Origin of the sequence: Arenibaculum sp. (assembly GCF_035998295.1) — a bacterium.
GTDB lineage: Bacteria > Pseudomonadota > Alphaproteobacteria > Azospirillales > Azospirillaceae > DASYHS01.
This window is the reverse complement of sequence record NZ_DASYHS010000030.1, coordinates 1-23,159: the sequence shown is the minus strand read 5'-3', so window position 1 is coordinate 23,159 and position 23,159 is coordinate 1. Positions and strand designations below refer to the sequence as shown.

Annotated in this window: 23 protein-coding genes and 1 pseudogene; 9 read left to right on the top strand and 15 right to left on the bottom strand. The window is 70.4% G+C overall.

From position 1 onward, the window contains the following. Nucleotides 1-271: pseudogene (locus tag VGO20_RS02895) on the top strand (monovalent cation:proton antiporter-2 (CPA2) family protein); the annotation flags it as partial. A gap of 10 nt (nt 272-281) precedes the next feature. Here VGO20_RS02895 and VGO20_RS02890 read toward each other — a convergent pair. Beyond that, on the bottom strand, nt 282-578 hold the full coding sequence (locus VGO20_RS02890) for a winged helix-turn-helix transcriptional regulator (RefSeq protein WP_327500782.1): 297 nt from the start codon (nt 576-578) through the stop codon (nt 282-284). A gap of 158 nt (nt 579-736) precedes the next feature. Here VGO20_RS02890 and VGO20_RS02885 point away from each other — a divergent pair, with 158 nt between their 5' ends. Beyond that, the gene (locus VGO20_RS02885; protein ID WP_327500781.1) at nt 737-1,453 is read left to right on the top strand and encodes a glutathione S-transferase family protein; all 717 of its coding nucleotides are present in this window, start codon (nt 737-739) and stop codon (nt 1,451-1,453) included. Between the two features lie 38 nt (nt 1,454-1,491). On the opposite strand, the gene VGO20_RS02880 is transcribed toward VGO20_RS02885, so the two are convergent. Continuing rightward, nucleotides 1,492-1,893, bottom strand: a complete 402-nt coding sequence (locus VGO20_RS02880) for a GFA family protein (protein WP_327500780.1) — start codon at nt 1,891-1,893, stop codon at nt 1,492-1,494. Continuing rightward, a complete protein-coding gene (locus VGO20_RS02875) occupies nt 1,893-2,525 on the bottom strand; it encodes an NAD(P)-binding domain-containing protein (protein ID WP_327500779.1) in 633 nt (210 codons plus the stop codon). The genes VGO20_RS02880 and VGO20_RS02875 overlap by 1 nt, the downstream gene beginning before the upstream one ends. Before the next feature lie 84 nt (nt 2,526-2,609). Between VGO20_RS02875 and VGO20_RS02870 the strand changes: the two genes are divergently transcribed. After that, on the top strand, nt 2,610-2,948 hold the full coding sequence (locus tag VGO20_RS02870) for a winged helix-turn-helix transcriptional regulator (RefSeq protein WP_327500778.1): 339 nt from the start codon (nt 2,610-2,612) through the stop codon (nt 2,946-2,948). Between the two features lie 89 nt (nt 2,949-3,037). Here VGO20_RS02870 and VGO20_RS02865 read toward each other — a convergent pair whose 3' ends face one another. The 5 genes from VGO20_RS02865 to VGO20_RS02845 all read right to left on the bottom strand — a co-directional run bounded on the left by VGO20_RS02865 (nt 3,038) and on the right by VGO20_RS02845 (nt 8,007). After that, on the bottom strand, nt 3,038-3,187 hold the full coding sequence (locus VGO20_RS02865; RefSeq protein ID WP_327500777.1) for a hypothetical protein: 150 nt from the start codon (nt 3,185-3,187) through the stop codon (nt 3,038-3,040). A 109-nt stretch (nt 3,188-3,296) separates the two neighbouring features. After that, nucleotides 3,297-4,178 carry a beta-1,6-N-acetylglucosaminyltransferase gene (locus tag VGO20_RS02860; protein WP_327500776.1) on the bottom strand — a complete coding sequence of 294 codons (882 nt, stop codon included), beginning with the start codon at nt 4,176-4,178 and terminating at the stop codon, nt 3,297-3,299. 12 nt (nt 4,179-4,190) lie between these two features. Further along, entirely contained in the window at nt 4,191-5,300 is a 1,110-nt protein-coding gene (locus tag VGO20_RS02855; RefSeq protein WP_327500775.1) for a glycosyltransferase family 4 protein, read from the bottom strand. Nucleotides 5,301-5,362: 62 nt separating this feature from the next. Further along, nucleotides 5,363-6,508: a glycosyltransferase gene (locus tag VGO20_RS02850; RefSeq protein ID WP_327500774.1), complete on the bottom strand. Its 1,146-nt coding sequence runs from the start codon at nt 6,506-6,508 to the stop codon at nt 5,363-5,365. A gap of 191 nt (nt 6,509-6,699) precedes the next feature. Next, entirely contained in the window at nt 6,700-8,007 is a 1,308-nt protein-coding gene (locus VGO20_RS02845) for an oligosaccharide flippase family protein (protein WP_327500773.1), read from the bottom strand. A gap of 480 nt (nt 8,008-8,487) precedes the next feature. Here VGO20_RS02845 and VGO20_RS02840 point away from each other — a divergent pair, with 480 nt between their 5' ends. The 4 genes from VGO20_RS02840 (at nt 8,488) to VGO20_RS02825 (ending at nt 13,095) form a co-directional block, all read left to right on the top strand. Further along, on the top strand, nt 8,488-10,767 hold the full coding sequence (locus VGO20_RS02840; RefSeq protein WP_327500772.1) for a GumC family protein: 2,280 nt from the start codon (nt 8,488-8,490) through the stop codon (nt 10,765-10,767). A gap of 82 nt (nt 10,768-10,849) precedes the next feature. After that, nucleotides 10,850-11,641 (top strand): WecB/TagA/CpsF family glycosyltransferase, encoded by a 792-nt coding sequence (locus VGO20_RS02835; protein ID WP_327500771.1) that lies wholly within the window; start codon nt 10,850-10,852, stop codon nt 11,639-11,641. Between the two features lie 94 nt (nt 11,642-11,735). Further along, on the top strand, nt 11,736-12,623 hold the full coding sequence (locus VGO20_RS02830; RefSeq protein WP_327500770.1) for an RNA polymerase sigma-70 factor: 888 nt from the start codon (nt 11,736-11,738) through the stop codon (nt 12,621-12,623). Between the two features lie 28 nt (nt 12,624-12,651). After that, nucleotides 12,652-13,095 carry a carboxymuconolactone decarboxylase family protein gene (locus tag VGO20_RS02825; protein ID WP_327500769.1) on the top strand — a complete coding sequence of 148 codons (444 nt, stop codon included), beginning with the start codon at nt 12,652-12,654 and terminating at the stop codon, nt 13,093-13,095. 77 nt (nt 13,096-13,172) lie between these two features. Here VGO20_RS02825 and VGO20_RS02820 read toward each other — a convergent pair whose 3' ends face one another. Further along, complete coding sequence (locus tag VGO20_RS02820; protein ID WP_327500768.1) at nt 13,173-14,642, bottom strand: exopolysaccharide biosynthesis polyprenyl glycosylphosphotransferase; 1,470 nt, start codon at nt 14,640-14,642, stop codon at nt 13,173-13,175. A gap of 468 nt (nt 14,643-15,110) precedes the next feature. Between VGO20_RS02820 and VGO20_RS02815 the strand changes: the two genes are divergently transcribed. Together VGO20_RS02815 and galE are read left to right on the top strand one after the other, a co-directional pair. Beyond that, nucleotides 15,111-15,683 carry a carbohydrate-binding domain-containing protein gene (locus VGO20_RS02815; protein ID WP_327500767.1) on the top strand — a complete coding sequence of 191 codons (573 nt, stop codon included), beginning with the start codon at nt 15,111-15,113 and terminating at the stop codon, nt 15,681-15,683. A gap of 43 nt (nt 15,684-15,726) precedes the next feature. Then, on the top strand, nt 15,727-16,734 hold the full coding sequence (galE, locus tag VGO20_RS02810; protein ID WP_327500766.1) for a UDP-glucose 4-epimerase GalE: 1,008 nt from the start codon (nt 15,727-15,729) through the stop codon (nt 16,732-16,734). Between the two features lie 300 nt (nt 16,735-17,034). Here the strand turns inward: galE and VGO20_RS02805 are convergent, their stop codons facing one another. The 6 genes from VGO20_RS02805 to VGO20_RS02780 form a co-directional block, all read right to left on the bottom strand. Then, nucleotides 17,035-18,012: a YihY/virulence factor BrkB family protein gene (locus tag VGO20_RS02805; protein WP_327500765.1), complete on the bottom strand. Its 978-nt coding sequence runs from the start codon at nt 18,010-18,012 to the stop codon at nt 17,035-17,037. A gap of 13 nt (nt 18,013-18,025) precedes the next feature. Beyond that, nucleotides 18,026-18,790 (bottom strand): DUF3618 domain-containing protein, encoded by a 765-nt coding sequence (locus tag VGO20_RS02800; RefSeq protein ID WP_327500764.1) that lies wholly within the window; start codon nt 18,788-18,790, stop codon nt 18,026-18,028. A gap of 109 nt (nt 18,791-18,899) precedes the next feature. Beyond that, complete coding sequence (locus VGO20_RS02795) at nt 18,900-20,447, bottom strand: TRAP transporter large permease (protein WP_327500763.1); 1,548 nt, start codon at nt 20,445-20,447, stop codon at nt 18,900-18,902. Next, the gene (locus VGO20_RS02790; protein WP_327500762.1) at nt 20,440-21,192 is read right to left on the bottom strand and encodes a TRAP transporter small permease subunit; all 753 of its coding nucleotides are present in this window, start codon (nt 21,190-21,192) and stop codon (nt 20,440-20,442) included. Before VGO20_RS02790 ends, VGO20_RS02795 begins: the two co-directional genes overlap by 8 nt. Before the next feature lie 112 nt (nt 21,193-21,304). Beyond that, nucleotides 21,305-22,474, bottom strand: a complete 1,170-nt coding sequence (dctP, locus tag VGO20_RS02785; RefSeq protein ID WP_327500761.1) for a TRAP transporter substrate-binding protein DctP — start codon at nt 22,472-22,474, stop codon at nt 21,305-21,307. Nucleotides 22,475-22,612: 138 nt separating this feature from the next. Continuing rightward, nucleotides 22,613-23,159 (bottom strand): DUF2336 domain-containing protein (locus VGO20_RS02780; protein WP_327500760.1); only part of this gene is annotated, 547 nt, incomplete at its 5' end.

Here is a 23,159-nt window from a genome sequence, read left to right as displayed (position 1 = left end):
CATCGCGCTGCTGGAGCGCAACGTGGACTTCGAGCTGCGCGAGACCCTCGAATCGGCGCTCGTCTTCGGCCGCGAGGGCCTGGTGCGCCTGGGCGCCGACCGGGACGAGGCGGCCGAGATCGAGCGCGAGGTGCGCAGCCTCGACGCCGAGCGCCTGGCGGTCCAGCGGGTGGAAGGCATCTATGCCGGGTCGGACCGGTACCGGGTCGTGCCGGTACCGCTGACCAAGCCGCGCCGTACGGCCGTCCTCGGGGATACGGCCGGCGAGTGACCGGCCGCGCTCAAGGGCCGGCGGCAGCACCCTGCGGCTTCCCCAGCCTTTCGCCAGCCTCGGCGAGGACGTCGACCACGGCGCGCAGGCGGCGCCCCTCCTCGGTGAGCGCGTAGTCCACCCGCGCCGGAATGCCGGGATGGACGGTCCGGGACACGAGCCCCGCCTCCTCCAGCGCCCGCAGGTCGAGCGTCAGCATGCGCTGGGAAATCCGTGGGACGGCTCGGCGAAGGTCGCTGAACCGCTTCGTGCCCTCCAGCAGGTAATAGACCAGGACGATCCGCCAACGGCCACCGAGCACGCGCATCGCATCCTCCACCGGACATCCGGATACGCTCTCCTTCATCACGCCACCCAAGTATAAAATATGTTACCGAACAACAAAATAGTGCCTTCTTCACAATCACGATTGGAACCGACATTGTCAATGCCGTCAGACATCGAAGATAAAAAGGTAAATCAGACATGGAGCCGATACTCTTCTACGGCGTCCCCCATGGTTGCTCGTTCGGATCGATCGTGGCGCTCGAATGGCTGGGGCAGCCCTACAGGCTGTGCCGCATCGACATGCTGTCGACCCAGCAAGCCGACATCTTCGCTCGCGTCAATCCGCGGATGAAGACGCCCACGCTTCTTCTGGAGGACGGCGAGGTCCTGACCGAGAGCGTCGCGATCCTCAACCACGTGGCCGCCAGGGACCTGGGCCGGAAGCTGACATTCGCCCAGGGAACGCGGGAGTTCGACCGCGTCAACCGTGCCCTGGGGTTCCTCAACTCGGGCCTCTTCGCGGCCTTCCTGCCGGCCTGGGCGGCCTACAAGCTCGACGAAGGCGCGCCCGAGAGGGAGTTCCTGCGAAGGACGGCCCGCGAGAGCGTCGCGCAGCACTACTCCCAACTCGACGCCACCCTGGCCGGCCGGGACTGGCTGGCCGGAAACGGGCGGACGGTCGCCGACGCCTATCTCGCCGGGGTGGCGCGGTGGGGTGAGGACCTGGGGCTTTTCGACCTGGAACGGGAGTATCCGCACCTCCACCGGCATCTGCGGAAACTGGAGGGCGACGGCGCCGTCGTCTTCGCCCATGCCGTCGAGGACGACCGGCCCGCCACGAGCGTCGGCCGGTTCGAGGGCCACGTCGCGCTGGAAGAACTCGGCCCCCGCCTGGAGGCCCGCGACGCCGCATGACGTGAACGGGCCAGGCCGGACCGCGATCGCGATCCGGCCTAGCCCGTCGACCCGATCCCCGGGAGCAACGCGTACCATCCGTGCCGCCTGGATGCCCGATGCAGGGTGGAGGGCGGCGCGAAGCCGGGATCGGCAAAGCAGCCGACCGAGACGGACACCGAGCCCGGCAGCCCCTCCCCTTCCATGAAGACGAGGGTTCCGCAGGCGGGGCAGAAGGTCTGCTCGACCCAGCGGCCGGCCTCGCTGCCCCGGCGCCAGGTGCTGCGCTCGCCCTCGACCACCGCGACCGCCTCCTTCGCGAACACCGCCCGGTAGGAGAAGGCCGACCCCGTCGCGCGCTGGCATTCCAGGCAGCTGCAGGCGTATACGCGCGACGGCTCGCCGGCGAGCGTGATCCTCAGGGCCCCGCACGCGCAGCTCGCGGTCCTGGAGCCGGGCATCACCGCACGACCTGTGCTAGGGCGGCGAAGTCGTCCCGCAGGTGCCCGCGCGCGACCGCGGCCTTGAACACGCCGTCGAGGGCGGAGGCATGGCCGGGGTCCTCCCCGACATGCACGGGATTGCCACCGAGCGCCCGGAACACCGGCTCGTTTGCCTCGAACGCCTGGCGCCGGCCGGAATAGAGGATCGTCGCCGCCGGATCGCCGATGATGTTCGGCGTCGCCATGATCGCGCCGTCCAGATACGCCGCCCCCCGCTCCGCCGCCCAGGCCGCGGCCTCGCGCGCCTGGTCCGGAGACCCCGAGGTCAGCTGGACGAGGAGCTTGCCTTCCAGGGCGGCGGCAACGGACGGCGAGCGCAGGAGCCCGTCGGCGGCCTCGTAGTCGATCACGTTGACGACGACGACGTCGCAGGCGGCGACCGCCTGTTCCGGCGACGGCGCGACGCGCGCGCCGAGGGATGCGAGCGGAGCGCATCTTGCGGGCGTGCGGTTCCAGACATACGTGACGTATCCCTTCCCGAGGAACGCACGGGCGAGCGCGGACCCCATCCGCCCGAGTCCCAGAACACAGATTACGGACATGCGAGAACAACCCCCAAGTTCCGGCGAGACTTGCCTCGCCCAATTCATGTCGCGGGTTGTAAGAGGGCCGTTCAAAACGGTAAAGTACGCACCTTGAAGTAAGTAGTTACCGTCAGGTAAGGGCACGTAACCATGAAGCGCCTGCAGCTCGACGATTGTGGATTTTCCTCCGCCCTCAATGCGATCGGCGGTAAATGGAAGACATCGATCCTGTGGGAGATTCACCTGAAGCCGCGCCGGTTCGGTGAGCTGAAGCGGCTGCTTGCGGGCATCAGCGAGAAGGTGCTGGCCCAGCAGCTCCGCGAAATGGAGGCGGACGGCCTGGTCCGCCGGGACGTCTTTCCCGGGCCCGTGCCGAAGGTGGAGTATTCGGCAACCGAGATGGGGCTGAGCCTGAACTCGGCCGTCACCGTGCTCGCGGAATGGGGCAAGCGCCACGAGCAGAGGCTGGCATCCGCACGGTCGGCGTGAGACGCCGCCCCCGCGTCCGGCGGAGCCCGGACATGACAAGGGCCGCGCGGCGGTCGCCGGCGGCCCCGGGATACGACTGCGAAGCCGGGTCAGGCTTCGGGGGTGGTGCCGTCCAATTCCTCTTTCACGCTTTCCGTCTCGGCAAGGTTGGAAGAATAGGAGTGTCCTCCCGCCTCCCCCTGCACTGCAGGCCAGATTTCGCGTTCTACGGGTACGGTCTTCCCGGTGGTATCGTTCATGACGATACTCCTCTTTTCACTGGACATCATTCCATGAACAGCGCGGACGGGGACATGGCCCCATCACGCCGACTGGCGGCCGCCAACCTCGACTGACGGCATATATCTTTTATGCCCGTGCCGCCCTCGGAGCAACCCCGGTAATGCCGGGAGCCGAGATTCCCGGGTCCGCGAGCCGCGCCTCGATGATCGACAGCACCTGGGCATCGACGGATTCGTCGAACTTGCGCGCGAAGAACGCATCGGAGCGCTCCAGCGCCGGCAGGTCGGCGATGGTCAGGATGTTGGGGTTGCCCGAGCCGTGGGTCCAGACGATGGCCCGGCGGTTGTCCTGGTCGACCGTGTCGCGGAACGGGCTCGCCATCATCATCGCCTGCAGCCATGCCTCGTGGGGGTGCTTGACGTGGCGGAAGTAGCGCCGGCACTCGTCCATCAGTGGCGTGGCGACCAGCCATTCGCAGAAGTCCCGCGTCAGGACGTGCCAGCCCGAGCCGAACCAGCGGTTCCGGAAACGCCGCGGCGGCAGGTAGGGGATCGGCAGGCGCAGGAGCCGGTCGCGCGCCTCCAGGCAGTACCAGGCCGAGCGCTGGCGGAAATGGCGCGGCAGGGCCGCGACGTCCAGGACCTGCATGTAGTTCGTGCCGGGCCGGCTCGCGAGGTCGGCGATGATGTCGCGGCGCGGGCGCAGCGGGAAGTCCTGCCCGGTGATGTTCATCAGGTAGTCCCAGCCGGGATGCCGGGTCACGAGGTGGTGCAGGCAGCGCCATTCCGCCTCGCACAGGCTGAACCCGCCCCAGCAGACGCGGACCGGGTCGACGAAGGTCACGTTCGGCCGGCCCTGCGCCAGCGCCTCGAAGCGCATGCGCAGGTCCGGCGACGCCTTGGCGTCGAGATGCAGCGCGAAGGCGTCGTCCGGATGCCAGATCGCATCCAGGAGGCGCGCCACCTGCTCGGGCTGCTTGAACACGGTAATGACATAGGCGAGGCGCATATTCCGTTCCCTCTATCGCAACGCCGCCGGCATCGAAGGAGCCCGCTCCCGGGGCGCGACCTCCAGGAGGACGCGCTCGAAACCCTCGGCCATGCGCTCCACGCTGAACACGCGCGCCCGCTCCCGGGCGCGCTCCCCCAGCCGCCCCCGCAGGTCGGGCGAGCCGACCAGCGACGCCAGGGCCGAGCGCCAGCCGTCCTCGTCCCCGAGCGACACCAGCAGCCCGGCCGGCTCCGCGCCCGGGTCGCCCAGCGTCTCGGCCTGGGACGGGATGTCGCTGGCGACCACCGCCAGGCCGGCATTCATCGCCTCCAGCAGCGCGTTGCTCTGCCCCTCGTAGCGGGACGGCTGGACGAAGACGTCGACCGCGCCCAGCAGGTGCGGGACCTCGGCCGGCGGGACCGAGCCCAGGAACCGGACCCGCTCGCCCACGCCCAGGTCGCGGACCTGGGCCTCCAGTGCCGCGCGGTCCTCGCCGTCGCCGGCGAGGACCAGCATGCCCCCGGGCACGCCGGCCAGCGCGCGGACCGCCAGCGCCTGGTTCTTCTGGTGGCACAGCCGGCCGAGCACGAGCAGGAGCGGCACCCCGGCCGGCAGGCCGAAGCGGTCGCGGGCCTCGCGCCGGCCGAGCGGCGACGGGACCCATTCGATGCCGTTGTGGACGATGTCGATCCGGCGCCGGTAGCCGGCCGGGTAGCGCGCGGCGCTGTCGGCGACGGAGCGCGAATTGGCGACGTTGCGCGAGTAGAGGCCGATCGAGCCGGCGGCGAGGTCGGCCCAGCGCATCGCGGCGCCGTAGGTCCAGCACGGGTTGCGCTGCGAGGCGACGCGCGCACGCACCCCGGCCGCCATCGCCGCCGCCTGTCCGAGGACGTTGGCGAGCGGCAGGAAGGAGACCACCGCGTCCGGCCGGTGCCGGGCGAGCATGCGGACCAGCCGCGACGCGACGCGCAGGTAGCCGAAGGCCCCCGCCTCGGCGTCGGGCAGCAGCAGGCGCGTGTGCGGCTGGTCGCGATAGGCCATGGTCTTGCCGTAGAGGAACCACACCTCGCTGTCGTGCCCGCGTGCGCGGAGCTGGCGCGACAGGCGCAGGATCGCCTCCTGCGCGCCGCCGCGGTCCATGTGAGTGATCAGGCAAACGATCCGCAAGCCATCCCCCGTTCCCACGCTGCCGGAGCCGCCGGTCATGACGCCCCCACGCAAATCATCGTTTCGTCCAGTAGCTGCAGGTAGCGGTCGACCGCCGCGTCCAGCCCGTAGTCCGCGGCGCGCCGGACCAGGAGTTCGCGCGGCCGCGGTCGGTCGAGGGCGTCGCGCATCGCGGCGGCCAGCGCCTCCGGGTCGCCGGCGGGGACCAGGGCGCCGTAGCGCCCGTTCTCCAGGATCTCGCGCGGGCCGCTCGGGCAGTCGGTGGCGACGACCGTCGTGCCGCAGGCCAGCGCCTCGACCAGCACGGTCGGCAGTCCCTCGAAGCGCGAGGAGAGCACGAAGACCGACGCGCGCGCCATCCAGGCATAGGGGTTGTCGACGAAGCCCGGCAGGAGCACGTCGTCCCGCACGCCCCGGCGGTCGGCCTCGGCCTCGATCGCGACCCGCTCCGGCCCGTCGCCGAGGATCGCGAGGCGGCAGCGGCGGCCGGCGCGCACGAGCGCGAAGGCGGCGACCAGGGCCGGGAAGTCCTTCTGCGGGGTCAGGCGCCCGACGCCGAGGAACAGCGGCGGCGCCTGCGGACCGATCCAGGGGTGGTCGAGCGGCTCGGCCGCGCGCGCCTCGATGTCGGGCGTCACGATCGGGTTGTTGATGACGTAGATGCGGTCGCGCCCGATGCCGCTGAAGGCCGCCAGGTCGTCGGCGACGCCGCCGGACACCGCGACGATGCCCCAGGCGCGCCGGTACATCATCGGCACGAGGCGGTAGGCGCTGCGCAGCCGGCGCGAGGTGAGCGAAGCGAAGTTGCGGGAGATCTGGTTGTGCTCGGTCACGACGACCCGGATGCCGCGGGTCGCGGCGGCCGCGAGCAGCCCGCCGACATTGACGTGGACCAGCGCCGTCAGCAGCGCCGACGGCCGCTCGCGGCGCAGGTAGCGCACCAGCGCCGGCACGCTGCCGAGCACGCGCCGCGTCCCCAGCTCGACCACCCGGATCTCCGACGGGATCGAGCCGGCATGCGCCCCTTCGCGGCGCACCAGGACGAGGTCGACCGGATAGCCGCGCCGCGCGATGCCGCCCGCCAGCAGCAGCATGACCCGTTCCGCCCCTCCGCCATGGAGGTCCTGCAGGAACAGCGCGATCCGCCGGTCGGTCCGGTTCTGGATGGATGCTGACGGCATGACGCTCGGGGGGCCTCGCAGGATCTTCCGGCCGGGATACGGCTCCGACCACCATTCACATAATATTTTAGACAAGGAGTTGTTCACTCGACGGGCCGGCGCAACGGGAGACCCCGGCTCCCTCCGGAACCGAGAAAGGCGTAATCACAAAGAGCGGCGGCCGGTCTTCGGGATGCCGCCGACAGGAACGATCAGGCAGGCGCCGGCTGGGCGCCGCGCAGGCGCGCGTCGTTCAGACGCACGCTGCGCCACACCACCAGCATCGCGACCGCGTGGAAGGCGACGCCGACCAGGGAATAGGCGGCGATCGCCGCATAGGCGTCGGCATAGACGGCGGCGACCGGGAACACCAGCAGGCGGGGCACCAGGGTCACGACCTCCAGGACCAGGAAGACGCGCTGCAGTCCCAGCAGCGGGACCAGCATCGTCGCCGGCAGGCTGGCGAAGCGCAGGAACCACCAGACCACCAGCCATTGCATGTAGGCCCCCGCCTCGCGCCAGGCCGCGCCGAAGACGATTTCGAACAGCCAGGGACCGGCGACGAGGAGGACGGCGCTCGGCACCGCCGCCAGCAGGCCGAGGGCCCCGCTGGTGCGCACGAACAGGTCGCCCAGCTCGCGGTTGCTGTGGCTCAGCTCGGTCGCGCGCTGATAGAAGACCCGCCGCGTCGCGTCCCCGAGCAGGGTCATCGGCATCTCGAGCAGGCGGTAGGCGAACCAGTAGAGCCCGGCGACCCCGGCGCCGAACAGGGTCGCCAGCAGGATCGAGGGAACCGTGATCGTGGTCGAGTTCAACAGCCCGGCCGGGGCGTTGTAGATCGGGAACTCGCGGTGGACCCAGGCCGCGCGGCGCATCTCCCGCCAGGAGAGCTGCGGGCGGATGCGCCGCCAGTCGCGCTTCAGGATCTGGCCCAGCAGCGTCCCGACCGCGAACAGCTGGCCCAGGATCTGCCCGACGATGAGGCCCGCCGCCCCGGTGCGCGCCAGTCCGAGGCCGATCTGGGCGGCGGCGACGCCGACCGAGCGGCACACGTTGGAGACCGACAGGCGGCTGTAATACTGCTGGCGGGTCGCCCAGAACGACAGGACGCTGTAGCTGCCGAAGGCGAAGATGGAGACCGGCAGCAGGGCCAGCAGCCAGCCGAGCCGCTCGGTTCCGAACGCCGCCATCAGCGCGTCGCCGCCGAGCGCGAAGGCGAGGCCCGACGCGGCCGCCATCACGAGCGTCATCGTCATGGCCAGGGCCAGCAGGTTGGCCGCTTCCGTCTCGGTCCGGGCGATGACGATCGCCAGTTCGTAGCGCAGGCCCGCGACGACGGTCACGGTCATGACGATGGCGCCGAACAGGGCGAACAGCCCGAACTGGGCCGGCGAGAACAGGCGCATCAGGATGGGATAGGCCAGGATGGTCAGGACCTGCGCGACCGCCGTGCCGCTGGCGAGCACGGCGACGTTGCGCAGGAACGGAGCCCGCGCCAGCAGCTTCGGTGACAGTGTCAAACAGCTTTCCTCCCGGAGGGGCGGGCGTCGCTGCGCCCGGCCCCGCGTCCCTCGATCCACCCGTAACGCACGACGGGCCCCGCCGTTTCAGGCAGGTCCCGCCGTTTCACAATGGCAGTGCGGAAGGTCCCGGACCACTGATCGGCCGGGGTTGCCTCTCGGCAAAGGGGGCAGCCCGAACGGCCGGCCGCGGGAGCCGGATGCGCCTCCCGGAAAGCGCCGGCGGATGGCGAACACGCCGGATCGCACCCGGTTCCGTCCCCGGCCGCGACGCGGGACCCGAAGGTGTTATGGCGGCGTCACCCGCATGCACCCTACGCGACCACGGTTTCATGAGTGGTAGCATTCGACGGGTCGGGGGCCGATGTCCCCATGCAGCCGTTCTCGGCTGGACGCTTCCGCGGCGCGTCGTCCACACGGGCCGGGCCACGGAAGCTCTTCATCTACGGCGCTGGACGTGTCAGGGACCAGATAGACGGCATGAACAAACTGGTGTTGCCCGAACGGCGGGAAGCCGATCGCGCGGATTGGGGCACCTACGAACAGGGCCCCAGGGATTCCGCCCCTCAACTCGGCCTGAAGGACCTGCTGATGGTCCTTTCGCGCCGGAAATGGCTGCTGGCCGGAACGATCGTGGTGGTGACGCTGGGCGGACTGGCGCTCACCGAGAGCCTGACGCCGGTCTACACGGCGACGACCTCGGTGATGGTCGATCCGCGCGAGCAGCAGGTCGTGGACGTGCAGTCGGTGATCGCCGGCATGTCCCCCGGCGCCGAGACGATGGAGAGCGAGATCGAGGTGATCCGCTCCGACGCGCTGGCGCAGCGCGCCATCGCCGAAACCGGACTGGACCGCACGGCCGAGTTCAACCCCGAGATCGCGGCGGCCGAGGAGACCGAGCCCGGGCTGCTCGGCATCGACCTGGACATCGCCGGCGCGGTCCGCCAGGCCAAGGCCTACGTCTTCGGCGAGCCCGAGCAGGAGCCGGTGGACCCCGAGGCGGCGCAGCGCGGCACCGAGGCCGCGATGGTGTCGGCGTTCCAGTCGCGGCTCAGCGTCGGGACGATCGGCCGCTCGCGCGTCCTCGAGATCTCGTTCACCTCCGAGGACCCGCGCCGCGCGCTCGAAGTCGCCAACGCGGTCGCCTCGCTCTACATCACCCAGCAGCTCGAGGCCAAGTTCGACGCCCGCCAGCGCGCGATGCAGTGGCTGAGCGAGCGCCTGTCGCGCCTGCGCACCGAGGTCGAGACGGCCGAGCAGGCGGTCGAGCGCTTCCGGGCCGAGAACGGCATGCTCGAAGGCCGCGACGCGCGCCTGGTCAACGAGCAGATCACCCAGCTCACGACGCAGGTGATCGGTGCGCGCGCCGAGTACAGCGCGCTGCAGGCCCAGCTCGACTCGCTGCAGGGCTCCGTGCGCAACCGCGGCGCGCGCGCGGCACTGGAAGGCGTCGACAACCCCGTGGTGACGAACCTGCGCTCGCAGGAGGCCACGCTGCGCCAGCGCGAGGCCGAGCTGCTGAACACCCTGGGGCCGCGCCACCCGCAGGTGGTCGACATCAAAGCGCAGATCGCCGACATCCAGGGCCAGATCGCCGCCGAGGCGAACAGCCGCGTCCAGTCGCTGAGCAGCCAGGTCGCGGTCGCGGCCGACCGGCTGCGCAGCCTCGAGGCGGCGATGGGCCGGCTCCAGGACGAGGCCACGCGCCTCAACACGCTGGAGATCGACTACCGTTCGCTCGAGCGCGAGGCCGCCGCCAACCGGACGCTGTTCGAGAACTTCCTCGCCCGCTACAAGGAGACGCAGGAGGTCGACCTCGACCAGCCGAACGCCTGGATCGTCTCCAACGCCAGCCTGCCGCTGCGCCCGTCCTTCCCGAACCGGACGCTGATGGTCGGCCTCGCCTTCGTGCTCGCCTGCGGCATCGGCCTCGTGCTGGTCTTCGTCGCCGAGCAGATGGAGACGGGCATCCAGACCCGCGAGGACATCGAGCGGATGCTGCACGCCCGGGCACTCGGCGTGCTGCCGCTGGTGCGCTCCGGCCGGCTGCGCCGCGCGCCGCCCCAGGACTACGTCATCGACCGGCCGGCCTCGGCGTTCACCCAGTCGATCAAGGGGCTGTTCACCTCGCTGGTCATCGCCAACCAGCGCCACGGCAAGGGCAACGTGATCCTGATCACCTCGGCCGTGCCGGGCGAGGGCAAGTCCTCGGTCGCCTCGTCGCTGTCGCGGATCATCGCCGTCGCCGGCCGCAAGGTGCTGCTGATCGACTGCGACCTGCGCCGCCCGCAGATGCACGCGGCGCTGGGGCTGGAGAACCGGATCGGCCTGGCCGAGTTCCTGAACGGGTCCGCCGGGCTGTCCCAGGTCGTCCAGCGCGATCCGAAGACCGGCGCCGACGTGATCCTGGCCGGCGGCGCGGTCGACCACCCGGAGGAGGTGATCCGCCACCCGCTGATGGACCAGCTCCTGTTCAACGTCAGCTCGCAGTACGACCTGGTCGTGCTCGATGCGCCGCCGGTGCTGCCGGTGTCGGACACCCGCATCCTCGCCGAGAAGGCCAGCCAGACCGTCGTCGTGGTCCGCTGGCGGAGCACCGGCCGGCGCATCGTCGAGATGGCCATGCGCCAGCTCGACGAGGCCGGCGCCAACATGGCCGGCGTCGTCCTCAACCAGGTCGACGCGGCCAAGGGCGCGCGCTACGGCTCGGGCGAGATCGAGTACTACATCGGCCGCCGAGGCTCCTATTTCCGCAACTGAGACCGGCCGTGCCGGGACGCCGGGGACCCCGTCCCCCGGCGTCCCGGACGCCGTCGCGACCCGGAGGGGGGAGAAACCGCCCATGCCGACCAATCCGCCGTCCTACCGGCTGTGCGGCTTCAAGATCACGCCGACGACGGTCGACGACCTGTTCAGCCTGATCGGGCGCGCGGTCCGGAACGACCGCAAGGTCGTGATCGCGAGCCAGAACGTCCACGGCCTCTACGTCTACGCCCGCGACGAGACCTTCCGCAGGCTGCACGAGGACCCCGACACCTGCGTCCACATCGACGGCATGCCGCTGGTGTGGCTCGGCCGGGCCTTCGGGCTCGACCTGAAGGCCGAGCACAGGACCGGCTGGATCGACTGGTTCCTGCCGCTGCTGGAGCGCGCCGACCGCGAGGGCTGGCGCATCTTCTACCTGGGTGCTCCGCCCGACGTGCTCGAGACCGGGCTGGCGACGCTGCGCCGGCGCTTCCCCGGGCTCCAGATCGAGGGGCGCGACGGGTATTTCGACACCACGCGCGACGGCCCCGAGAACCGGGCCGTGGTCGAGCGCATCAACGCCTGCCGCCCGCACATGCTGATCGTCGGCATGGGCATGGGCCGGCAGGAGCACTGGATCGCCGAGAACAAGGCCGACCTCGCGGTCAACTGCATCGGCACCTGCGGCGCGTGCCTGGAGTATTTCGCCGGCGCCGCCTACACCCCGCCGCGCTGGCTCGGCCGGTTCGGGCTGGAATGGACGGCCCGGCTGCTCGCCAATCCCAAGCGGTTCTGGCGGCGCTACCTCGTCGAGCCCTGGTACGTGGCCTGGTGGCTGTCGCGCGGCGTCGCCGCCCGCCGGCCGGCGGTCGAGCGCATCGAGGCGTGACGGCCGGGGCCCGGGCGCTGTAGGTGTTCCGGCGCGGTGTCACGATCGGGCGGTCCCGCCCGTCTGGATCGCGAGACCGACCGGACGAGGCCCCATGGACCCGAAGACCGCCGAATTCGAACGCCACCGCAGCCGGCTGAAGGGCATCGGCTACCGCATGCTCGGCTCCGTCGGCGACGCCGAGGACCTGGTGCAGGAGACGTTCCTGCGCTGGCACGCGGCGGACGCGGACGCCGTCCGCGTCCCCGAGGCCTGGCTGACGACGGCGATGACGCGGCTGTGCATCGACCGGCTGCGCGCCTCGGCGTCCGAGCGCGCCGCCTATGCCGGCCCCTGGCTGCCGGAACCGGCGGTCGAGGAGGACGCCCCCGACCGGCGCGCCGAGCTCGCCTCCGACCTCTCCTCCGCCTTCCTGCTGCTGCTGGAGCGCCTGGCGCCGGAGGAGCGCGCGGCCTTCCTGCTGCGCGAGGCGTTCGACGTCGACTACGCGGAGATCGCGCGCACGCTCGGCCGGAGCCGGGAGGCCTGCCGGCAGATGGTGCACCGCGCCCGCGAGCGGGTCCGCGACGCCAGGCCGCGCTTCGAGGTCAGTGCCGAGGCCCATCGCGACCTGCTGCGGCGCTATGCCGAAGCGGCCCGGGCGCAGGACGAAGCGGCGCTGCTGTCGCTGTTCGCCGAGGACGCGACGTTCCTCAGCGACGGCGGCGGCAAGGTGTGGGCCGCGCGCAGGCCCGTCCATGGCGCGGCGCGCATCGCGCGCATGCTGCTGGGCGTCGCGCGCAAGCTGGCCGGCCCGGCCGAGGAGCGGATCGCCTGGATCAACGGCGCGCCCGGGCTGGTCACCCTGAGGGACGGCCGGGTCCACTCGACCACGGTGATCGAGACCGACGGGCGGCGCATCCTGTCCATGCACCGGGTGCTCAATCCGGAAAAACTGCGGCACGCGGTCACGCCGGCGGTCCCCGCTCCGTCTACGGGATGAAGTCGCAATCCCGGAGACGGAGAGACCCATGAAGCACCTGAGATACGACCCCTACCGCGCGGCCCCCGAGGCGATGGAGGCGGTGTTCGCGCTCAACAAGTATGTCGAGGGCTGCGGGCTGGACCGCACGCTGCTGGAGCTGGTCAAGATCCGCGCCTCGCAGATCAACGGCTGCGCGTTCTGCCTGCACATGCACAGCCGCGACGCGCGCACGCACGGCGAGAGCGACGCGCGGATGCTGCTGCTGTCGGCATGGCGCGAATCCCCGCTCTACGACGCGCGCGAGCGGGCGGCGCTGGCCTGGACCGAGGCGCTGACGCTGATCTCCGAGACCTACGCCCCCGACGCGGTCTACGAGGAGGCGCGCAGCCACTTCAACGAGGCGGAGCTGGTGAAGCTCACGGTCGCGATCGGCCTGATCAACGCGCTGAACCGGCTCGCGATCTCGTTCCGGAACGTCCACCCGGCCTGAGGCGGCCGGCCTGAGGCGGACCGCGAACGGCCCCCTTTCCCGCCGCGCCTGCCGCGGGGCGGGAAAGGGGTGCGGCGTCAGGCACCCTCCGCGCGGATCACCGTCACGACGGTGCGCAGCAGGATGTAGAAGTCGAACCAGATCGAGTAGTTCTCGATATAGGCCACGTCGAGGGCGATGCGTTCCTCGAAGGTGGTGTTGTGCCGCCCGGACACCTGCCACAGGCCGGTGATGCCGGGCCGCACCTGGGCCAGCACCGCGCGCGCCTCCGGGTAGGGGGTCAGCTCGTGCGGCATGTAGGGCCGCGGCCCGATCAGGCTCATGTCCCCGATCAGGACGTTCCAGAGCTGCGGCAGCTCGTCGAAGCTGAGCCGGCGCAGCAGGCGGCCGGCCCTGGTCACCCGCGGGTCGTCCTGCAGCTTGTGATAGGTCTCGTATTCCAGCCTGAGCGCCGGGTCGGTGCGCAGCAGTTCGACCAGCCGCTCCTCGGCGTCGGCATGCATGGTGCGGAACTTCAGCGCCTCGAAGGCCAGCGCGCCGCCCGCCCAGCGCTTCTGGCGGAACAGGACCGGCCCGGGCGAATCGAACCGGATCGCCAGCGCGATCAGTCCCATCAGCGGCGCGATCGCCAGCAGCAGGGCCGCGGACCCGACGACGTCGACCACCCGCTTCAACGCCTGGGGCACCGGCGATTTCACGTTGCGCCGCACCTCGACCGAGAGGATGCCGCCCATGTCGCAGGTCCGGGTGTTCAGCGCGCCGTATCCGGGCAGGTCGGCGACCAGGAAGACCGTGCGGAACGGCAGCGAGCGCACGATCTCGCGCACCTTCTCCCGCGGCTGGTCCGGCATCGCCAGGATCGCGGCCGAGGCGCGGCCGGCCAGCCGGCCGAAGCTGCCGATCCCCGACGGCGCCACGACGGGCAGCCCCTCGATCGTCGTGCCCCATTTCGTCGCGTCGTCGTCGACGAACAGCACCGGGGTGAAGCCCAGATACTCGTGCCGCGCCAGGCGCCGCACCAGCTCCGTCCCGGTGCGCCCCGCCCCGACCACGACGCAGGGCCGCCCCCACATGCGCAGCCGCATCAGCACCTTGCGGGCGAGGATGTCGGCGACGTAGACGATCGGAGCCAGCGCCATCAGGCTGATCAGCGAGAAGCGGAACCCCCAGCGCCCGTCGAGGACATAGGCGTCGATCAGCAGCACGCCGGCACCGACCCAGGCGATGACCAGGGCCTGGCGCCGCAGCCGCTCGACCAATGTGACGCCGTAGCCGGGATAGAGCCCGGCCGCGAACTTGCCGGCCGGGACCGCGAGCAGGACCACGGCAAGCGCCTGCGCTTCGGCCGGCAGGTCGGCCGGCAGCGCCATCTCCCAGCCGAACCGGTCGACCAGCCAGCGGCCGATCAGGCACGCCGCGGTCACCGCCAGGATCACCGACGCCAGGTCGAACGAGAACTGCACGAGCGCCGGCTGGCGGCTGCGCATGCGCCCCTTCAAACGCTCCAGCGACGCATCCGTCAGGACGGCCTGAACATCATTCACCATGCCCCGATGAATCCCCGTCGTTTCCAGCCGGCGACACGCCCGGCCGGGCGGCGCCGATCCGGCCCTGCCCCTTCGGTCCGGCGTGCCTGCGCCGCTCACATCCATTCAAAAAGAAGACCTCGTAAACCCGCCGCCCCATGACAATGGCACGGATACTTGATTTCAGGTGCTTCCCGCATTCGATCCGTCACGAGACGAACAGACCTTGGGTTTATAGGTTCCTTAGTCCGCGTCCAAGCGCCCAATTTCATAGTTATCCGTTCTATTCACTTACCAGAATGCTTGAATTTTTCGCTCCGATCGAGAGCCCCTTGGTATCGGGTATTGCCACCTCTTGCCCGATCGAGGAACTTTGGAGCACCCGGAAGACTCTTCAGAGCTGCGTTCTCATCCGAAAAAACGGGGGGTGCGCGGCCCCGGGGACGCCTAGAGTCGGAACATCGCACAAGGACCGGGAGGAAACCGAAGATGCTCCGACTCCGCCCCGCTCGATTGCTGGCGCCGCTTCTGGCCGCGAGCGCCTGCACGACCGAGATCCCGAACCAGTTCGTCGCCGGCCCCCAGGTCGAGATCGCGTCGCTGACCGGGGAAGCGGTCGGGGCCGCCGCCCGCCCGGTCGTCGAGTTCGCCGTGATCGCGCGGGGCGAGCCCGCCGGCGGCGTCGCCCCGCTGATGGCCCTGGTCGTCGACGGGCGGGAGATCGGCCGGGTCTCCGTCGGCCAGACCACGAGCCGCTACCTCTTCGAGGTCCCGGTGGAGGAGCTGCCCGACCGCGACCCGCTGGAGGTGGACGTGCGCTATCTCAACGACAGGGGCGCGGGCGAGACCCGGGAGGACCGCAACCTGTTCGTGGTCTCGCTGTCGGTCGACGGGACCGAGATCCCGTCCTACGCCGACGGCGTGCGCTATTTCCGGGTCGCGGGCGACGTGCGCGAGGAGATCCCCGGCCAGGTGTCGATGTTCTGGGGCGGCGCGCTGATCTTCCCGGTCCCGCGCCCGGTTCAGGCCCCGGCTCCGGCGGAAGGAACGCCGATGGGGTGAGTTGGTTTCACGCAGCAGGCGAAGCGAGGGATCGGGAGACGACATGACCGAGACGGTGCTGGTCACCGGCGGGGCCGGCTACATCGGCAGCCATTGCGCCCATGCGCTGCGGGACGCGGGATACACAGTGGTCGTGCTGGACGACCTGTCGACCGGCCGCCGCGCCAGCGTGCCGGCGGACGCGGCGTTCGTCGCGGGCGACATCGGCGACGGCGCGCTGGTGGCCGAGGTGCTGGCGCGCTACCGGGTCGCGGCCGTGATGCATTTCGCCGGCAGCATCGTCGTCTCCGAGTCGGTCCGCGAGCCGCTGCGCTACTACCGCAACAACCCCGCCAACAGCCAGGTCCTGATCGACGCCAGCCTGCGCGCCGGCGTGCGGGCCTTCATCTTCAGCTCGACCGCGGCGGTCTATGGCGAGCCGGAGCGCGTGCCCATCGACGAGGACCAGCCGACGCGCCCCATCAACCCGTATGGCTGGTCGAAACTCGCGACGGAGTGGATGCTGCGCGACTACGCCGCCGCGACCGGCCTGCGCTATGCGGCGCTGCGCTACTTCAACGTCGCCGGCGCCGACCCGGCCGGGCGCACGGGGCAGAGCTCCCCGGTCGCGACCCACCTGCTGAAGCTGGCCTGCCAGACCGCGCTTGGCCAGCGGCAGCAGCTTTCCGTCTTCGGCGAGGACTACCCGACGCCGGACGGGACCTGCATCCGCGACTACATCCATGTCAGCGACCTGGCCGACGCCCATGTCGCGGCGCTGCGCCACCTGCTCGGCGGCGGCGACAGCCTGGTCGCGAACTGCGGCTACGGCCGCGGCTTCTCGGTGCTGGAGGTCGTCGCCGCCGTGGAACGGGTCACCGGCCGGAAGCTGCCGGTCGCGAAGGCCGCGCGGCGGCCGGGCGACCCGCCGATGCTGGTCGGCTCGCCGGAGCGCATCCGGCGGGTCCTGGGCTGGACGCCCCGCCACGACGACCTGGACTTCATCGTCGGGACGGCGCTGGCCTGGGAGGAACGCCTGGAGCGGGAGACCCGGAAGGAAAACGTGGCTTGATAGGGTTTCACGCCGATCCCGGCAAGCCGGGATCGGCGCGGCCCTCAGGCGCCGGGCGGCCCGCTCCGCGGGCCTGGGCTTCGCGCCTTCCGGCGCGGGGCCGCCGTCGCGGCCCTTGGGGGGAGGACAACGCGAAGATCCCCTCTCCCGTGCAACGGGAGAGGGAGGGACCCAACCGGAGGTTGGGAGGGTGAGGGTGGCACCCCGCAGGCCCTCACCTTCCCACCGCTACGCGGCGGGCCCCTTCCTCTCCCGCGGGTGCGGGAGAGGAAATATTCTCGGGAGAGGAGATTTTCAGTTTCAAGGCTTGGGGCCGACGGTGTCGGCCATGTGCGCGCCGCGGCTGCCCATCGGCTGGTGGGAGCCGACCGTGGTGTCGCGGGCGGTCTGGTGCTCCATCTCCGAGTTCAGCTCCGCGCCCAGCAGCACGACAAAGGCCGTGAGGTTGAACCACAGCAGCAGGATGATGATCGCGCCGAACGAGCCGTAGGTCTCGTTGAAGCTGCCGAAGTTCGAGACGTAGACCGAGAAGGCGATCGAGCCCAGCAGCCAGACGACGGTCGCGAAACCCGCCCCCCAGCTCACCCATTCCCAGCGGGGCTCGTCGCGGGACGGCGCGTAGCGGTACAGCACCGCCAGCGCCGCCATCACCAGAACCGCCAGCAGCGGCCAGCGCGCGAGCCGCAGGACCCATTCCACCGTCTCCCCGAGGCCGAGCGAGCCGATGATGGCCGGCACGGCGGCGATGAGGGCCAGGACGACGGGGACGAACAGGATCATGCCCAGGGTCAGCAGCAGCGCGGTCCCGTAGTAGCGCAGGAAGCCGCGCTTCTCCTCCTCCTCGTAGGCGATGTTGAAGGCGGTCATCAGCGCCTTGGTGCCCTGCGAGGCGCTCCACAGCGCGATCAGGATGCTGACCGCGGCCCAGAATCCCAGCCGCCCGCCGGCCCCGGCGAGCTGCTGGAGCTGGTCGGAGATGATGGTGCGGGCCTGCTCGGGCAGGACGCCCGACATCGCCTGGACCTCGCTGGCGAGCCGGGCGGGGTCGGCGACCAGCCCCCAGATCGAGACCATCGCGGCCAGGGCCGGGAACAGCGCCAGCAGGAAGTAGAAGGCCACCCCCGCGGCCACGATCGACATGTTGTCCTTCGACTGCTCGTCCTTGACGCGCAGCAGGATGTCCCGCCAGCCCTGCTTCGGGATCTCGGACGGACTGGCGGCATCGCGGCCGCGCCCCGCGGCGGTCCGGCGATGGTGTCGCTTGCTCAGCCCCAGCATGGCCGCGGCCGGCTCAGGCGGCCGCGGCGTGCTTCAGGGCGCTGATCCGGTTGTGCATCTGCTCCATCGCGTGGAAATGCGCCCCGACCAGCACCCGCTCCTCGTCGGGCAGGTCGTGGTGGAGCGTGCGGCGGAACTCCTCCAGGGTCGCGTCGGCGCCGCTCTCGACCGCCGCGATGATCGCGCCCCGGTCGCGCGTCGCGAGCGCCCGGCGCAGCTCGCTCCAGGCCGGGTGCGGATGGGACGGTGGCGCCACGCCCGCGTCGGTCGTAGCACCCCGGCGGCGCAGCTCGGTTTCCAGCCCGGCGGCGGCGCGGTCGTTCTGCTCGGCGAAGTCGGTGACGAGGCTGCGCAGCCCCTCGTCCTCGACGACGTGCTCGGTCTGGCGCAGGGCGTCGGCGCCCTGGCGGGTCAGGCCGATCAGCGGCGACAGCAGGCCCGACAGCTCGGCCGGGGCGATCGTCGGCCGCGGGCGGCCGTCCGCGGCCTTCGCGGGGGCGTCCTGGCGGACCATCGCGAGGCCGAGCCAGAGCACGCCGATCCCGATCATCGCGGCCGGGATGGGATTGCGCCGGATCACCTCGACCATCCGGCTCGGCTCGCCGCTGGTCAGTTCCTGGATCGCCATCGAGGCGACCTGGCCCGGCGACAGCCGGAACTCCAGCTCGTCCAGGGTCCGATCCATGCGCGCCCGCGTCTCGTCGATCTCACGCTCGATCTCGGCGGGGCTGCGCGACCGGTTGGCTGCCGTCCGGTCCGTCTCGCTGTCGCGGCTCATCATGCACCTCAAAGGCCCGAAAAAATCGTGCCTTAAACAGCGCCGCCCGACCCGTGGTTCCGCCGCGCCGACTCGGCTCCCCCAGGGGCCGCTCCCCAGGGGCCGCCCGTCAGCCGTACACCAGCCTGGGCAGCCAGAGCACGATCTCCGGGAACAGGATGCAGACCAGCAGCCCGGTCACCTGGATCGCCAGGAACGGCAGGGCCGAGGCGAAGATGGTCCCGGTCGAGATCGATTTCGGCGCGACCCCGCGCATGTAGAACAGCGCGTAGCCGAAGGGTGGCGACAGGAACGCCATCTGCATGTTCACGAGGTAGAGGACGCCGAACCACAGCGGCACCTTCGCCTGGTCGACCCCGGGCAGCCCCAGGACACCCTCGAAGGTGAACTGGCCGATGATCGGGATGAAGATCGGCACCGCCAGCAGCAGGATGCCGACCCAGTCCAGGAACATGCCGAGGAAGAACAGGATCAGCATCATCAGCGCCAGAACCCCGTAGGGCCCGAGGCCGGTGCCGAGGATCAGGTCGGAGACGAATTCCTGGCCGCCGCGCAGGATGTAGAAGCCGACGAAGATCGTGGCGCCGAAGATGATCCAGAGGACCATCGCGCTCGCCTTCGTGGTCGAGATGCAGGCCTCCTTGACGCTGCGCAGCGACAGCCGCCCGTGCATCGCGGCCACGACCATGGCCCCGAAGCTGCCGATCGCCGCCGCCTCGACCGGCGTCGCCGCCCCGGTGAAGATGACGCCCAGCACCAGGACGATCAGCACCGCCGGCGCCGCCATCCGGCGCAGCAGGACCAGCTTCTCGACCATCGAGACGCGCTCGGCCATGGGCAGCGCCGGCCCCAGGCGCGGGTTGGCCAGCGAGCGGATGCCGACATAGGCGATGTAGAGGCCGGACAGCAGCAGGCCCGGCAGGATGGAGCCGATATAGAGCTCGCCGACCGACTGCTGGGCCACCACCGCGTAGATGATCGCCAGGATCGAGGGCGGGATCAGGATGCCGAGCGTGCCGCCGGCCATGATCGCGCCGAGCGCGATCTTGGGGTCGTAGGCCCGCTTCAGCATCGCCGGGAGCGCGATGATGCCCATGGTCACGACCGCCGCCCCGATCACGCCGACCATGGCGGCCAGGATCGTCGAGGCGACGATGGTCGCGACCGCGAGGCCGCCGCGGACGCCGCCCATCCACTTGTAGAGCACGTCGAACATCTCGTCGATGAGCCCGGCGCGCTCGAGCATGCTGGCCATGAAGATGAACAGCGGGATGGCCGAGAGCTGGTAGTCGGTCATCATCGGGAAGATGCGGGTCGGGATGATGTTCAGCATGAACTGGTCGCCGACCAGGTAGATGAACAGCACGCCGAGCGCGCCCGTCACGAAGACGAGCGGCATTCCCGCGAACAGCAGCACCAGCAGCGCCCCGAACATCAGGATCGACAGCCAGGCGATGTCGATGTCGGACAGGATGCCCTGGAAGGTGAACAGGAACGGCGCGTCCGCGTAGGGATCGCGGAACGCGACGTTGACCACCTCGACCAGGATGACGAAGGCGAGGACGGCGCTCACGACCAGGACGGTCCAGCCGAGCGGCGTGCGGGGCAGGCGCGACCCCGAGGCGGCGGGGCGCCCGGTATCGGTCAGGTCAGCCATGGGCCGCCTCCCGCCCGGTCAGGGACAGGATCTGGATGTCCTTGACCAGCCGGCTCAGCCCCTGGAGCAGCAGGAACACCCCGCCCAGCACGAGGGTGAACTTGACCGGCCAATAGGCGACCGCCCATTCGGTGAAGGAGCTCTCGTCGGAATAGCCGGTCGCCCAGAACCAGCGGTTCTGGCTCATCGAGCTCGAGAAGAAGGTCCAGGCGGTCCAGATGAAGGCGAGCGCGAAGATCAGGAAGAAGAAATGGGTCACGATGTCGATCGCCGCCTGCCCGCGCGGCCCGGCCTTGGCGTAGAACAGGTCGACCCGGACATGGGCGTCATGCAGGTAGGCGTAGGCGCCGGCGAGCACGTACTGCATGCCGAACATCAGGAACATGGACTCATGCGCCCAGTTGGTCGGCGAGCGCAGGAAGTAGCGCGCGACCACCTCGTAGAAATAGACGATGACCGCGATCACCGTCCAATAGGCGACGAAGACGCCGATGAACTGCGACATGCGGTCGACGACGCGGGTGAACGCGTTGCCGGGCGCCTGGGCGAGCGCCGCGGCCTTCGAGCTCGCCGTCTCGTCGAGGGCGTCCGAGGTGACGGCCGGGGCCGCCGCGGGATCGTCGGCCGGCGCTTCGCCGACGGGCTTCTCCCGCCACCCCGCGAGCGCGATGTAGACCAGCGGAAACAGCAGCAGCCCGCCCCAGTAGAGCCAGTGGGGCAGAACGAACTTGATCGAGAGGTCCATGTCCCCCGTCCTCGCACGCGATGCGGTCGTCGGTACGGGCGGCGCCGGCCGCCCGAGGCCATCGTGAGTACGGGCGGACGGCCTGCGCCGTCCGCCCGTGACCCGGTCGGCGTCAGAGGTTGAGCTGGTGGTCCTTGATGTCCTCGGGGGTGATGTAGGCGACCGAGGGGTCCTGCATCACGTCGAGATGGACCTTGAACAGCCGCGCCGCGTCCTTGTCCTTGTTGGCCCATTCGAACCATTTCGGGATCGCGACCTGGCGGAAGCGGGCCGCGTCCTCCTCGCTCAGGCGGGTCACCTCGACCCCGGCCTCGGCGTATTTCGGCCAGGCGGCGCGGTTCGCCTCCTGGATGGCGCCGTAATGGACCGCGGAATAGGCCTTCACGAGCTGGGGCAGCAGTTCCTGCATCTTCGGCGACAGGCTGTTCCAGACCCGCTGGCTCAGGGAGATGTCCATCAGGTCGACGGGCTGGTGCAGGCAGGGCGTGGAGGGCGGCCCCATCACGATGTACTGCGTGACCTGGTGGAAGCCCAGGTCGTAGTTGACCGCCGGGCCGGTGAAGTCGGCCGCCTCGATCGTGCCGCGCTCCAGCGCCGGGTAGACCTCCGAGCCGGGAAGCAGCGTCGTCCGGGCGCCGATCGAGGCGAAGCAGTCGGCGACGATGCCGCCGGGAACGCGCAGCAGCAGGCCGTTGAAGTCGTCGAGCGACGTGATCGGCCGCTTGGAGTGGATCAGGTTCATGTCGTGGTGGACATGCCCCACGAAGTGCAGGCCGTTCTGCTGGTACAGCTCGCGGGCGATCTCGTTGCCGCCGTAGCTGTTGAACATCATGTCCCAGTGATGGGGATGGTTCAGGCCCATCGGATAGGACGACAGGAACACGCCGGCCGGCATGCGGCCGGCCCAGTAGACGGTGAACAGGTTCATGCCGTCCAGCACGCCGTTGCGCACCGCGTCGACGAGCTGGAAGTCGCCGGCGACCGCGCCGGCCGGGAAGGCCTTCATGCCGACCTCGCCGCCGGTCAGCTCCATCAGGCCGTCGGCCCAGGTCTCGAAGATGCGGAAGCCGGTGGTGCCCGGCTGCCAGGACGACTGGATGCGCAGCACCCGTCCGGCGCCCTGGGCGCTCGCGACGTGCGGGGCGGCGATCACGCCCGCACCCGCCGCGGCGGCCCCCGCGACGGCCCCTGCGGCGGCCAGCGACTTCAGGAAGCCGCGCCGCGCCTCGACGACGCCTTCGACGGCGTCGCGGACCGGTTTGGGATGAAGATCTTCGGTCATGTTTCCTCCCGTGCATCGTTGGGCGCCGCCATCTCTTCCGAGCGGCCTTGACGCGCTCGCAAGGCGAGTGCCGGCGAAATGCTACCAAAGAGGAGCAGGCATGTTAAGGAGGATTGGTATTACCAAAGGATGGCGCGCTCACGCCGCCGGATGAACCAGGTCCGAGAGCTTGTCGAGGAGATAGTCCAGGTCCTCGGGGCCCATGTCCTCGTACTGGGTCAGGATGCGCTCGATCATGCGTCGGCGGTGCCGGCCGACGTCGCCCGGCCCGCCGTCGAAGCCGGTCTCGCCGGCGACGGCGACGGCGACGCGGACCGCGGGCAGCAGGCGCGGCGGCATCCCGGCCTTCTCGTAGATGGATTTCAGGCCGAGCTTGCCGGCGTCGTGGATCAGGAGCCGGGCGTTGGTCAGCGGCACGCGCGAGAGCAGCGCCATGCTGGCCTCGAAGAAGGCGACGTCGCCCATGCACAGCGCCCTCAGCAGCAGCGAGGGCGTCAGCCGCCCGTTGCGCTGGAGCTGCACGACCAGCCTCTCGAGGTCGCCCTCGTCGTTGTCGGCGGCGGGAGTGGCGGCGGCGACGAACAGCGTCACGGTCGCGCGCTCGCGGCTCTTCAGCACGATGTCGCTGGCGAGGGCTGCCGGCAGGTCGTGATGGGTCACGAGGTAGTCGCGCAGGCGGTCGGAG